We start from the raw sequence: 13,721 nt of genomic DNA, 5'->3' as shown, positions 1-13,721 counted from the left end.
ACGGTGCTCCGCGCGCTAGCCACGGCCTGGCCCGAGTCGCCGTATTCCCACTGCTACACCTCTCATCGTGGCGCTCCCCATGTGCACGTCGGAACGGTCGTTGGTCGTCAGGAGATTGACCGAGGATCTGAGCGACTCGTCGATCGAGGGCTCGTCCGGATACCACCAGCCGGCGTCCGCCATCACGACGTTCGGTGCGACGGAGTCGGAGATCTTGACGGTCATGCGCACCCCGCGCGCACCGGCCCGCGTGAACAGGTCCACTTCTTCGCCGTCCGTCAGCCCTTCCCGCTGCGCGGTGTCCGGGTGGACGGTCACCCGTGCCGCCGTCTGGCTGCGCGAGGTGGTCGGCAGTTGGTGGAACTCGGTGTTGTAGAACTGGCGTGGATGGGCGCTGGTCATCACGTAGGGCAGGGCGAGGTCCGGCTGTGGGGGGTGCCGGTAGACGGGGAACGGTTCGTAGCCCATGGCCCGCAGCCCGTTGTTCATCAGGTTCACGCGCCCGGACCGGGTGCGGAATCCGCCGTCGCGGTACTTGCGGTAGCGCTTCTCGTTCCGGATGTGGCCGATCGTCGTGAACTGTTCCCAGGTGAGGTCGAGGCCGGCGAGTTTGGCGTCGAGAGCGGCGTGGAGGGAGGGGTGGAAGTGGTGGCTCAGGCCGAGCCGTTCGGCGAGTTCGAGGATGATCTCCTCGTCCGAGCGGCAGCCGTCGACCGTGGCGATCTTCTGCCGGGCCGCGATGTAGGAGTTGAACTCGACGATCTGGTCCCGTTCGAGCCAGCTGGAGGTCGGCAGGATCACGTCGGCGTACCGCGCGGTCGGCGTCATGAACAGGTCGCACACGACGACCAGGTCCAGCTTGGTGAGCGCCTCGCGGACCAGCCCGGTGTTCTCGTGCGAGGCCAGGATGTTGCTGCCGAAGATCAGCATCGAGGTGATCGGGTACGGCGTCCGGGTCACGATGGCCTTGTGCAGGTCTCCCGGCGCGACCCAGCCGGACATCGAGAGGATTTTGTGCCTGTCGCCGCCGATCCGCTTCCTCGCCTGCTCCTCGGGGAGCAGATCCGAACGCGGGAAGGCACGCCGGCCCTCGATCGGCATCGGTTCCCAGATCACGTCGCCACCGGGGGCGTCGATGTTTCCGCAGATCGCGGCGAGGAGGGCGATGGCGCGGTGGGTGTCGAAGGAGTTCTCGTTCTGCGACAGACCGGTTCCGGCCTCGATGCACGCCCGTGCGGCGAGGGCGTAGGACCGGGTGGCTTCGTGGATGAGCCCGGGTGTCAGCCCGGTGATCCGCGCGACCCGTTCGACGTCGAAGGCCGCGACGTGCTGGGCGAGTTCGTCGAACCCGGAGGTGTGCGCGGCGACGAAATCGTGGTCGTACCAGCCCTCGTCGATGACGATCTTGATCATGCCGAGTGCCAGCGCGCAGTCGGTTCCGGGCTGGACGGCCAGGTGGAGGCCGGAGCGGGCGGCGGTCTGTGTCCGTCGGGGATCGATCGTGATGAGGCGGCTGCCCCGTTCCACGGCTCGCAGCAGTTTGACACCGATCACGCCGTCCGAGTGGGTGTTCGGCTTGTTGCTGCCCCAGAGCAGGACGACCTCGGGGTCGCCTTCGTAGTCGCAGAACGTGAAGGCGCCGTACGTCATGATCGAGGCCATGACCCGGGGGTAGAAGCACACGTGCGCCGGGCCGGCCACGTTCGGCGTCCCGATCGCGTTGGCGAGCCGGAACACCCACTCCTGGTAGTTGCGGTCGGTTCCCTGGGCGAGGACCACGGATTCGGGACCGTGTCGGCCGATGGTCGCGGCGAGCTCTCCGGCGATCCGGTCGAGCGCGGCTTCCCAGCCGGCCGGTTCGAACGTTCCCGACCCGCGTGGGCCGCTGCGTACGAGCGGCGTGGTCAGCCGGTCCGGGCTGCGCAGGAGGTCGAGTGACGCCTTGCCCTTGATGCAGAAGTAGCCCTCGCTGGTGGGATTGTCCGGGTCGCCGTGGATGTCGGTGATGACGCCGTCCACGAGCTCGACGATGGCGCCGCATCCGCCGTGGCACATACGGCAGACGGATTTCCTCCGGGTGACGGTCAAGCCGGCTCACCCGCCCGCTTGGTGGCCGGTACGAGCAGCCCCTCGAAGAGGGCCTGTTCGGCGTCGGCGATGGCGTCCAGCCGGGCCGCGACGGCCAGCAGTTGCTGTCGCCGGTCTGCGCCGGGGTAGGCCATCAGCATGTCGATCGCCTGGTCCCACTGGCGTTGCACGTCGTCGAAGCCCTGGACGTAGGGGTCGAGTTCGCTGTCCCCGCACCGCTGCCGCGCCTCGTGCAGGAACTCACGGTAGAGCTTGCGGAAGTTCGCTCCCCCGGTTCCCGCGAAACGCCAGAAGCGACCGACTTCCGCCACCGTCTCGTCCGCGGAGGTGAGGGTGTCGCTCCATCCGGAGATCTCGGCAGCGGCTCGCCGCATGGCGCGGATCCCGCAGCGCGCTCCGCGGTCCTCGGTCATCCGCTCCGCCGTGAGCCGGATGGCGTTCCAGATCTGCTCGCGCAGCACCGCGTCGGTGTCGGTGGCCAGCCGCGACGGCAGCCGTTCGATGTACAGGTGCAGATGGGGCGAGGGCATGAATCCTTCGTCGGAGGCGCGGGCCCGACGCAGCGACTCCACCGGAAGCGTCTGCGCTCCGCCCTGCTGTTCGGTGTCGACCACATGGGCGAGGGTGTCGTCGAGTCCGTACAGCGCGATGTAGTGCGCCGCGAAATGGCTCCGGGACCTGAAGTAGTCGAGGTGGAAGATGTCCACGGACACTCCCACGACATGTCCCGCGTCCAGCAGTTGTGCCGCTGCTGTGGAGGCGGATTCCGCGTCGGGTGAGCGTGCTTCACGCAGTTCCGCGCCGAGGGCCGCGCAGGCGTTGCGGGACAGCAGGGCGGGCTCGATCCGGCCGGTGAGCATCGGGGTGCCACGACCCGGGTCCGGGGCGTCCCGGTATTGGAAGTCGATCCCCTGGCCGAGGCCGAACAACATGGCTTCGGATATGTCGACGCCGGCCTGGTGGAGCATGTTGCGCAGGGTGGTCGTCTCGCAATGAACGCCGAGCTGGGGTTGAAATGTCGCCAAGCGCATATGGCTTCCCAATCACCGGGTGCGGAGATGCCGTGAACGAGGGTGCGGCTATGCGTCGAGCAGGACTTCGCTGTATCCCTGCAGATCGAGGAAGCCGGAGCCGCTGGCGAGGACCACGATCACCGGTTCGAGGTCGTCCGCGTCGGCCTTGGCCACGACGTCCAGGGCCGCGGCGACCGCGTGACCGGCCTCGGGGGCGAGCAGCAGGCCCTCGGTCTGCAGCAGGAGCCGGCCGGCCTCGAGCGCCGTCCGCTGGTCGAAGGCGACGGCGTCCAGGACGCCCTCCCGCCGCAGCAGGCTGACCAGGGCGGAACTGTGGTGGTTTCGCAGGCCACCGACGTGGTTGGGCGGTGGGATGAAGCTCTCCCCCATGGTGTAGCCGAGCACCTCCGGCGTGAATCCGCCCAGGTCGGTGCGGCCATAGGCGTAGAGGCCCCGGGTGAGCCGAGGCGCGGCCGTGGATTCCGCGGCGAGGAAGCGGAGGTCCGCCCCGTCGGCCCTGGCCCGCAGGTGAGGGCCGACGAGACCGCAGAGATTGCTTCCGCCACCCGAGCATGCTATGAGGTGGTCGCCGCGCCCGTCGACGCCCAGGTCCTCGCCATGGATGTCCTTGAGCTGCTGCGCGACCTCGAGCCCGAGCAGTGTCTGGTGAAGGTAGACGTGTGGCATGCCGCTGCCGGCGAGATACGCGGCGGAGGGATCGTCCAGAGCATGCTCGATCGCGTCGCTGATGGCAGTGCCGAGACTGCCGGGGTGGCCCGGGTTCTCCGCGAGGATCTTCCGTCCGATCGCTGTGTGACGCGACGGCGACGGCCGCACCCGGGCCCCGAGGAGTTCCATGTAGTGCCGCCGGTAGGGCTTCTGCTCGAGCGAGCACCTCACCATGAAGATCTCGGCCCGCAGACCGAACATCTTGGCCGCCAGCGCGACACTCATGCCCCATTGACCCGCCCCCGTCTCGGTGACGAGGGTGGTCCGCCCCTCTTCGGCCGCGTAGTACGCCTGGGCTATCGCGGTGTTCAGCTTGAAGCTGCCGCTGGGAAGGACGTCTTCACGCTTGAGGTAGATCCTCGCGCTCGTACCGAGTTGCTTTTCCAGGTGGTGTGCCCGGTGCAGTGGTGTCGGCCGGCCGCATTGCCGCAGCCGTTCCACGACGGGTCCGGGTATCGCAGTCCATTGCTCGTCCGGGCTGTTTTGCTCAATGAGGATTCGCGGCCGGACTTTCGCGGATATCTCCGCTGCGGTAGGGCTTCCGGAATCCCTGATCTCCGGCATGGGGCCGGGCAGATCTCCCAGGAAGTTGTACCAATGCGACGGCATCTCCGATAATGCTGAACCGCTTGATGATGTACCGCTACGGACAACGGGCTGAGCCACGGGCGACCGATCATGCCCGGCACGGCTTGGACTATACGAAGTCACGTTCCCCCAGCTCCCCCGTTTTGCCTATTGTGCGAGTCAGCGTACAAAGCGTTCGAGCGCCACGCAACCGTGCGTATCGCAAGTCGCGGGTTCAACGATTGCGGCCGCGACCCAGAAAGCCTTTTCCGTCCTTGACGGAGCACTTCGAAACGATCAGTCGCCGGATAAGGAGCAGCGTATGCATGCGCAGGCAAAATCCCCTGAGTACAGCCGGATCTGTTGGGCCGGCGTTCAGGCGCGCGGCAGCATGAAGCACGGAGAAGATGTCGCCGGATTCCAGCGGAAGGCGCCGGAACCTAGGCATGGGAAACGGTGCCTGATGAACCGACCGGACCTCTTAGGCGTCAGTGTCGCGAGAATTCATCCGTTCCGTCAATGACTCCGCCAGGAGCTGCCAGCTCTCGGCGTGGTGTCGTGCCAGCTCGGCGATCAAAGGAGCGCAGTGGATGGGAATTCTGCTCGCCATCGCCGCCCAGTCGTGTGGCTGCGTGGCCGAGGGTTCCAGTGTCCGCAGCAGCTTCCGGCCCACCTCGGTGAACCGAAGTGAGGGGTCCGCCCGCAACCGGCGGACCGCCAGCGACAGATCCGCGCCCGCCGGGTGCGCCCTGGAACGCCTCGCACCGGCTGGGTGGCCGGTCCCATCGTCCGGGACCGGCGCGTCGCCCGGCTGCGCCGTCGTCGACGGTTCTCCTTGGTGTGTCCGCGCCCGCTTTCGCGCGTCCTTCGCCGTGGTGAGCGAGATGCCGGCGGCGCGCGCCACCTCCTTCGCGGACGCGTCGGGATGCGCGGCGAGGTGTTCCAGCGCGCGACGGCGGCCTTCGGCCGCCGCGAGCGGGTAGGCGACCCCGTCCCGCCCGAGCCGCACCGCGGGCGGGTGCGGAACTTCCGCACCCGACCTTCGCCTGAGTGCTGCGATGGTCTTGTCCGACAGGCCGACGACCCCCGCCAGCCGCCGATTGGACCACTCCGGGAAGTCGGCGAGCATGTGGAGGGCCGCGGCCTTGCGGTCGGCCAGGGAGAGCGGCAGTCCGTGGTTGCTGTTCAGCTTGACCGCGAGCACGAAGGCTTCTCGCTCGTCACCGTTGAAGAGCACGGCGCTTATGTGTGTGGCGCCGCTGCTTTCCACCGCCCTGAGTCGGTGCACACCGTCGATGACTGTCATCGTTTTGCGGTGTATCACGATCGGAGGCAGTTCCGAGCACACTTCGGCGAGCGCATTGATGTGCCGTGGGTCCTCCCCGGCCGTGCGGAGTGAACCCGCGACCATGATTCGGCTTATCGGTATCCGGGTGATCTCCGACAAGAGCCCGCCGAGCTGCGAATCCGGACGGCGAAAGTGCTGTTGTATCGGCTTCTGCACGGACGGAGAGATGTGGTCCATCGCTCTTCCTCCTCAGCAAACCCCCCGGTGGACCGGCCGGCTGTCGCACGACTCATCCGTGCGCGGATGACGTCAGGCAGCGCGGCGAACCACGGGCCGAGGCGGGAAAGAGCCGTCGTGGGCCATCGGAAAGGTGGACAACATCGAGTCTCCCCCGTGACGCAATGCCGAGAACCGACCCCCGAACACTGTCAGGAGGAGCGGGCCGGTGCAAGGCCTCTGTCATGCGGTTCTGCGAGAGAAGGCGAGCATTTCTTGATCGCTGATCGCGTGACCGCGGGACTGCAAATCTCCCTCACCAGGCGGAATGATCAACTCCCCGAGGACGGCCGGAAATATTTTCGCTGCTGACCGCACGATCTGCTGTGCCCGTCCGGAGGACGCAGCCTGTTTGCTTGGCCGGTGTGAAGAGCAAAGACGCCGAGAAATGTTCAACACTTGACTAATTTCCCGCTGCATCCACGGCGAGTGCGGAATGCCTTCTTCGACGACATGGGGAATACAGCGCCGCGCTCCGCACCCGTCGGCCGTAGCGCAGGGGCACGCTTCCCCTCCTGGACCGCCACCGGCGTGGTCTGGTTCTGGGCACCCCTGGCGCACCGGGGGGGGGACCTGTGCGCCCGGCCTGCCCCCGCGACCTCCCCCTCGGGAGCCGTCCGGATCCGGGGACCGGCCACGGCGAGGCTCGTCACCGGTCATGACCAGCCGTTCACGATCGCCGCCCGCGGCTGCGAGACCGCATGAAGGATCCGCGTGCGGCAGGTCAAGCGCTGGAACGGGCCACCAGACGCGCGGCAAGGATCAACGGTGTGGGGTCCTGCCCGTTGATGAGCGAGACGAGCATGCGCGCCATCTCCCGTCCGAGAGCCGCGACGGGTTGGTGGACGGTGGTGAGGGGCGGATCGGCGACCTGGGCGACGGCCAGGTCGTCGAAGCCCACCACGGCGACGTCGGCGGGCACCGCCCTGCCGGCCGCACGCAACGTGCGCAGGGCCCCCGCCGCCATGTTGTCGTTGGCGGCGAAGACCCCGTCCACATCGGGGTGGTTCGCCAGCAGGACGGTCATGGCGGCGGCTCCGCTGGGCTCGGTGAAGTCCCCCTCCCTCGGCGGCAACGGATCGAGTCCGGCCGCCAGCAAGGCGTCCCGGTAGCCGCGGTACCGTGCACGTCCGGCCTCGGTGTCCAGACGTCCGCAGATCGCCGCCACGCGAGTCCGGCCACGCGACACCAGGTACTCGGTCGCCTCGCGCGCTCCACCGACGTTGTCGACGTCCACGTACCACCGGGGAGCCGAACCGATCGGCCGCCCTCCGAACACGACGGGCATCTCCGCCTCCTCGGCCATACGGGCCAGCGGATCTCCCTCGCGCAGCGCCATCAGCATGACACCGTCGGCGCCCTTGGACCGAAGGAGCTCTCCCACGCGCTTGCGGCCCCGGTCGGAGGCGGCCAGACACAGCATCAGATGCAGATCGGCCTCTTCCAGAGCCTGTGAAGCCCCCACGATCACCTGGGCGAAGAACGGATCCGCGAAGATCGATGGATCCTCTCCCGAGACGACCAGGGCGGCCGCTCCCGTCTGACGCGTGGCCAGCGCGCGTGCGGTCGGATTGGGCACGTAATCCAGTTGCCGGACAGCCCGTTCGACCGCCTCGCGTTTGGAACGGCTGACATGCGGAGCGTTGTTGAGAGCACGGGAGGCCACGGACAGGGAGACACCGGCGCGTTGGGCCACTTCCAGGAGCGTCGGCTGCCGACGCGCCGCACCTTCTGCCATGGAGCACGCCCCCTTCCCTCACGATCGGACGGGAAGCGTCTCACTCCGGCCCGCGGCAGTGCCACCCACCAGGGCCCCTGTGACCACCTACTGGAAGCGCTTCCAATTTTTCGGCAGTAGACCTGTTCTCGCCAAGCGCATCGGGTTCCGCAATGGCCCTTGACAGCTCAACTACCCCGCCACACCATACCGAGCACGCCCCGACGATTTCCCCGTGCTATTGGGACCGCTTCCAATGGGAGCGCTCCCACTGCATGGCGCATCACCGCTCTGCTCAGGTCGCACGCTCGGGACCGGAGGGTGCGACACCCTGCCAGGAAGTTGAGGTTCAGTCATGCGCCGCAGACTCCGTGCCTTCGCCGCGACACTCCTCGCTCTGCCGCTGGCGCTCGCTGCCGCACCGTCCGCGCACGCGGCCGACCCGACCACCATGACCAGTGGGTTCTACGCGGACCCCGACTCCAGTGCGAAGAGGTGGGCGGCCGCCAATCCCGGCGACGGCCGGGCCGCCGCGATCAACACCTCCATCGCCAACACCCCGACGGCCCGCTGGTTCGGCTCCTGGAGCGGCGCCATCGGTACCGCCACGGGGGCGTACGCGGGAGCGGCGGACCGCGTCGACAAGCTGCCCCTGCTCGTCGCCTACAACATCTACAACCGCGACTACTGCGGCGGACACTCCGCGGGCGGTGCCGCCTCGCCGTCCGCCTACTCCAGCTGGATCGCCCAGTTCGCCGGCGGTATCGCCAACCGCCCCGCCATCGTCATCCTCGAACCGGACTCCCTCGGGGACTACGGCTGCATGACCCAGGCGCAGATCGACGAACGCGAGAACATGCTCACCGGCGCGCTCGCGCAGTTCAGCCGCCAGGCCCCCAACACCTGGGTGTACATGGACGCCGGCAACCCGCGCTGGGTCGACGCGGCGACCATGGCCCGGCGCCTCCACGAGGCCGGACTCCGGCAGGCCCACGGCTTCTCGCTCAACGTCTCCAACTACATCGGCACCGCCGAGAACACCGCCTACGGCAACGCCGTCAACCGTGAACTGAGTTCCCGCTACGGCTACACCAAGCCGTTCGTCGTGGACACCAGCCGCAACGGCAACGGCTCCAACGGTCAGTGGTGCAACCCGGCGGGCCGTCGGATCGGCTCCCCCACTCAGCTGGGCGGCGGCGCCGAGATGCTGTTGTGGATCAAGGTTCCGGGCGAGTCCGACGGAAACTGCGGCGTCGGAAGCGGGACCTCGGCAGGACAGTTCCTCCCCGAGGTCGCGTACAAGATGATCTACGGCTACTGACCGCGCGACCGTCGGCGACGATCGAACACACAGCGTGCGGCCCTCGGGGCCACACCCTCGCCCGGCTCGACGCGCTGTCGCCCGCCTGAGGCGCCTCAGGCGGGCGACAGCGACCCCGGGGCACCCCGGCGCGAATCGGCGGGCGCTCACCCGGCCGCCTGCCCGCTCTGAGCCGGATTCCGTCGTACCGCCTGTTCCTCCGTGCTGATGACGCTCGTCGCCGCCCCGACTCGTGGCGAGGCGCGGCACAACCGGCCGGCCCACGCCGAGACACAGGCCCGGTCGGGGGCCGCTGGGGCCGTCGCAGCGGTGGCGCTGCCACTCGGGTCGAGTCCGGGGGACGGCGGATCGATCCGGAGCGTGGCCAACCATTTGTCGGGGCCGGGCGATTGAGGTGCCGAGCCCTCTTCCCTTGTCATGCCCACTTCTGAGATCTTGCGTCGACCCAATCGACCCACGGCCCGGTCGCTGCCACCCCTCGCGCCGGGCTCTCGGAGGATGCTGTGACAACCCCCCGCATATCCCGGCACCGTCTCAGACGGCCCCTGCTGTCCGTCGCCGCCGCCGGAGCGGCTCTCGCGTTCGCCACGCCCGCCGGCGCCGCCGACCTGGGCACCGGCCTTCCCCCCGGCCCTGCCGCGGCCCGCGCCGCAACGCCCGCCCAGTCCGCCGCCGGGTGGGCCGCGGGCACCCGCTCCTACCTCGTCATCACCGCTCCCGGTGACACCTCGGCCGCACGCAACGCCGTCACGGCGAACGGCGGTTCCGTATTCGCGCACTACGACGCGATCGGCGTCGTGGTCGCACACTCCGCTTCGGCCGGCTTCGCCACCGCCATGCGCTCCGTCACGGGCGTGCAGAAGGTGGGCGCGACCCGCACCTCGGACGTCCCCGCGGACGCCTACTCCCCCACCCTCCCCAGTGCTCCCCCTCAGTCGACCACCACGCTCACCGAGACCGCGCGGTGGGACATGACCAGGATCAAAGCCGACAAGGCCTGGGCCGTCAGCACCGGCTCGCCGTCCGTCACGGTGGGCGTACTCGACACCGGAGTCGACGACCGGCACCAGGACATCGCGCCCAACTTCGACGCCGCGGACTCCCTCTCCTGCGCCTACGGCAAGGCCGACACCCGGGCCGGCGCCTGGCGCGACGTGGGCACTCACGGCACGCACGTGGCAGGCACCATCGCCGCCGCCAAGAACGGCAAGGGAGTGGTCGGCGTCGCTCCGGGCGTGAAGATCGCCTCGGTGCGCATCGCGGAGCCGGGTACGAGCCTGTTCTTCGCCGAGAACACCATCTGCGGGTTCATGTGGGCCGGTGACCGAGGCTTCGACGTCACCAACAACAGTTATTACACGGACCCGTGGATGTTCAACTGCCCCGACGACCCGGACCAGGCGGCCATCATCGAGGGGGTGAGCCGGGCGCAGGAGTACGCGGAGGGCAAGGGCTCCCTCCAGGTCGCGGCAGCGGGCAACTCCAACTACGACCTGGCGAACAAGCGCACCGACAGCTCCAGCCCGAACGACTCCACCCCCGTCAACCGCACCATCACCAACGCCTGCGTCGACATCCCGACGGAACTGCCGGGCGTGGTGACGGTCGCGGCGATGGGCAACGGGAACATCAAGGCGTCCTACTCCAACCTCGGCCGGGACGTCATCGACGTCGCGGCCCCGGGTGGCGACGGAGCCTACGGCGTCTACTCGACGCTGCCCGGCGGCAAGTACGGGAACATGAACGGCACGTCGATGGCCTCACCGCATGTGGCCGGTGTGGCGGCGCTGCTGAAGAGTGCCGACCCGGCCGCCACCCCCGCTGAGCTCCGCGCACGGCTGGGCACCCAGGCCACCGACATCGCGTGCCCGTCCGACAGCCGCTGCACCGGTACCACCGCGAAGAACGCCTTCTTCGGGGAGGGTCAGGTCGACGCGCTGAAGGCCATCGGCGGGACCGTTCCGCAACCCGGCCCATACTTCGAGAACACCGCCGACGTCACCGTCGCCGACAACGCCACGGTGGAGTCCCCGATCACCGTCACCGGTGTGACGGGCAACGCCCCGGCCGCGCTGAAGGTCGGTGTCGACATCAAGCACACGTACCGGGGGGACCTGGTGCTTTCGCTCGTCGCCCCTGACGGAACGGTCTACGCCCTGGAGGACTTCGCCGACCGTGACAGCGGGGACGACGTGGTGAAGACCTACACGGTCGACGCCTCGTCGGAGACGGCCTCCGGTACGTGGAAACTGCGTGTCCGTGACACGGCGACACAGGACACCGGGCGGATCGACACCTGGAACCTCACCTTCTAGCAACAGGTTTCGGCCGCGTACATGCACTCCTCGCGGTGGGGCGGCGTCACCACCGCCGCACCGCGAGGACCGTGATGGCCGGAGCGAGGGGCGGTGCTCGCTACCGTCGCGCCTTCCCGCCCCGGAGCGAATATGACCGAATCGCAACAGGAACCCGTGATGGGCAACTTTTCCGCCAGCTCGATCATCTCAGTACGCGACATGGTCAGACGCAGGTAAGAGGGCCCAAGGATGAACGCGGTACCGGTTGATGAGACGTCCGCCCAGGGGCCGGAAGGTGAGCAGGCTCCTGACGACGGGCACAGGGTACCGGTGGAGGGGCCTGACACCGCCGAGGAGCCCACCCGCACGCGCTCCGCTGCCGCTTCCGGGGGACCAGCGGGTGCGGCGGGCTGGGACACCGACTCCGCGGAAGATCCGGAAGCCTGCCCGGAGGCCCGCCCGGAAGCCGGACCGCAGCAGGAAGCGGCACCTGTCCTGAAGCCGGGACCGGGACCCGGGCTGGACCCCGGGTCTGGGTCTGGGTCTGGGTCTGAGCTTGAGCCCGCTGCCGAGCGTGACACCGACGCCGAGCCGGCATCCGACGAGGCCGAACCGGCCACCGAACCGGAGCAGGAAGCGCCGAGTGGAGCGGAATCGAATGCCGCACCCGATGCCTCCGAAGCGGAGCCGCACGCCGAGCTGGAACGGGAAACGGCGCCCGCGTCCGAGCCCGAATCCGAGTCCGCGTCCGACTCCCAGCCCGCGTCCGAGCCGGCATCCGAGCCCGAGCCTGCGTCCAAGCCCGCGTCCGAGCCCGAGCCTGCGTCCAAGCCCGCGTCCGAGCCCGAGCCTGCGTCCACGGACGTGCCGGACATCGACGCGGGTTCCGCCGACGCCGATGCTGGGGACGGGGACGGGGACGGAGGCGGGGAAGCGGTGGCTCCCTCACCGGAGCCGAAGCCGGAGCCGGAGACAGAGCCGGAGCCGGAGCCGGAGCCGGAGTCAAAGCCGGATCCACAGCCAACCATCTCCCTGCGCGTGCCTGCACCTGCGCCCGCTCGCTCACCGGACGTCCGCCGCGACATAGCCGACCCGGAGCGGACACGGGAAGCTCCGCTCCCGCCGCTCGATCTGCTCGCGCAGCTCACCAACACTCCCCCGCCGGCCGGGACCCCGACCAGGACCCTCGTACGGCGGATCAAGATCTGGACTCCGCTGTTCCTGCTGCTGGCCGTGGTGTTCATCGGCGTACAGGCGCTGCGGCCGCTGCCGGAACCGGCGCTGGGCGGCGCCAGGACCTCGTACGTGCTGCCGGGCCGCTTCGAGATTCCGTGGCCGGACCACGGGCAGGGCGCGGTGCGCATTCCCGGCAGCGGCCAGGTCGCGGTGTTCGGTCAGCAGAAGCCCGCGCCGACGGCCAGCGTCGCGAAGATCATGACGGCGTACGTCATCCTCAAGGAGCACCCGCTGAAGCAGGGTGAGGAGGGGCCGCGTATCGCGGTGGACGCCAAGGCCGTCGAAGAGGGGAAGGCCAAGCACGAATCCCGGATCGAAGGCCTGGCCGCCGGGGCCACGTTCAGTCAGCAGGACATGCTGAAGATGCTGATGATCCCGTCCGGCAACAACATCGCCCGGTTGCTGGCCCGGTGGGACGGCGGTGGCGACTCCACGGCGGCCTTCGTCGGGAAGATGAACGCGGCGGCCGAGGACCTCGGCATGGACGACACCACGTACACCGATCCGAGCGGGCTGGACCCCAGGACCGTGAGCACAGCCGTCGATCAGCTGAAGCTGGCGGAGGCGGTCATGAAGTTCGACGTGTTCCGGGCGATCGTGGCCATGCCGAACGCCACGATCAAGGGGCTGGCCGAGCCGCTGTACAACAACAACGACAGCCTGCTGCTCGCCGGTTTGAGTATCAGGGGCATCAAGACCGGTTCCAGCACACCGGCGGGCGGCACACTGGTGTGGGCCGCGTACAAGACGGTCGGCTCGCATACGCCGCTGGTCCTCGGCTCGATGATGGGCCAACGGGTCGACGGACCCGACCCCAACGCCACCAAGAGCCTGAAGCTGGTGAAGTCCAACAGTGAGAAGGTCGTCGCGGCCGTCCGTACGGGTCTCAGGTCCGTGACCGTCGTGTCCGAGGGCCAGGTCGTCGGGCATCTGGACGACGGCTTCGGCCGGCGCACGCCCCTGGTGGCGGCGAAGGACCTCCAAGTCATCGGCGTACCCGGTCAGAAGCCGAGTGCCGTCCTGAGGGCCCACGGCAAGACGCTTCCCCGCACCGCCGCGGCCGGCACCGAGGTCGGCACGCTGACGGTGGGCAGCGGGCCGCAGGCCCCGTCGGTCCCGGTGACCGTGCGGAGCCGGCTTGTGGAGCCCACGTTCATCGCCAGGCTCACCCGCCTGGGCTGACGACCTT

General features: G+C 68.9%; 8 protein-coding genes. 3 read left to right on the top strand and 5 right to left on the bottom strand.

Going from position 1 to position 13,721, the window contains the following annotated elements; translation table 11 throughout:
- Positions 1 to 15: 15 nt before the first annotated feature.
- The 5 genes from ABTX62_RS05545 to ABTX62_RS05525 all read right to left on the bottom strand — a co-directional run bounded on the left by ABTX62_RS05545 (position 16) and on the right by ABTX62_RS05525 (position 7,699).
- On the bottom strand, positions 16 to 2,088 hold the full coding sequence (locus ABTX62_RS05545; RefSeq protein ID WP_352114950.1) for a molybdopterin-containing oxidoreductase family protein: 2,073 nt from the start codon (positions 2,086 to 2,088) through the stop codon (positions 16 to 18).
- Complete coding sequence (locus ABTX62_RS05540; RefSeq protein ID WP_352114949.1) at positions 2,085 to 3,119, bottom strand: BtrH N-terminal domain-containing protein; 1,035 nt, start codon at positions 3,117 to 3,119, stop codon at positions 2,085 to 2,087. Before ABTX62_RS05540 ends, ABTX62_RS05545 begins: the two co-directional genes overlap by 4 nt.
- Before the next feature lie 48 nt (positions 3,120 to 3,167).
- Positions 3,168 to 4,439, bottom strand: a complete 1,272-nt coding sequence (locus ABTX62_RS05535) for a TrpB-like pyridoxal phosphate-dependent enzyme (protein ID WP_352114948.1) — start codon at positions 4,437 to 4,439, stop codon at positions 3,168 to 3,170.
- Between the two features lie 439 nt (positions 4,440 to 4,878).
- Positions 4,879 to 5,901, bottom strand: a complete 1,023-nt coding sequence (locus ABTX62_RS05530; RefSeq protein ID WP_352114947.1) for a ParB/RepB/Spo0J family partition protein — start codon at positions 5,899 to 5,901, stop codon at positions 4,879 to 4,881.
- A gap of 784 nt (positions 5,902 to 6,685) precedes the next feature.
- Complete coding sequence (locus tag ABTX62_RS05525) at positions 6,686 to 7,699, bottom strand: LacI family DNA-binding transcriptional regulator (protein WP_352114946.1); 1,014 nt, start codon at positions 7,697 to 7,699, stop codon at positions 6,686 to 6,688.
- 334 nt (positions 7,700 to 8,033) lie between these two features.
- Here ABTX62_RS05525 and ABTX62_RS05520 point away from each other — a divergent pair, with 334 nt between their 5' ends.
- The 3 genes from ABTX62_RS05520 (at position 8,034) to ABTX62_RS05510 (ending at position 13,714) form a co-directional block, all read left to right on the top strand.
- Positions 8,034 to 8,999, top strand: a complete 966-nt coding sequence (locus ABTX62_RS05520; protein WP_352114945.1) for a glycoside hydrolase family 6 protein — start codon at positions 8,034 to 8,036, stop codon at positions 8,997 to 8,999.
- Between the two features lie 503 nt (positions 9,000 to 9,502).
- Complete coding sequence (locus tag ABTX62_RS05515; RefSeq protein WP_352114944.1) at positions 9,503 to 11,314, top strand: S8 family peptidase; 1,812 nt, start codon at positions 9,503 to 9,505, stop codon at positions 11,312 to 11,314.
- 1,020 nt (positions 11,315 to 12,334) lie between these two features.
- Positions 12,335 to 13,714 (top strand): D-alanyl-D-alanine carboxypeptidase family protein, encoded by a 1,380-nt coding sequence (locus ABTX62_RS05510; protein WP_352114943.1) that lies wholly within the window; start codon positions 12,335 to 12,337, stop codon positions 13,712 to 13,714.
- The last annotated feature ends 7 nt before the right edge of the window (positions 13,715 to 13,721 follow it).

Origin of the sequence: Streptomyces sp. NPDC096046 (genome assembly GCF_040303285.1) — a bacterium.
In the GTDB taxonomy this organism is placed as follows: Bacteria; Actinomycetota; Actinomycetes; order Streptomycetales; family Streptomycetaceae; genus Streptomyces.
The sequence above is the reverse complement of the archived record's forward strand: the minus strand, read 5'-3'. Positions and strand labels throughout refer to the sequence as shown.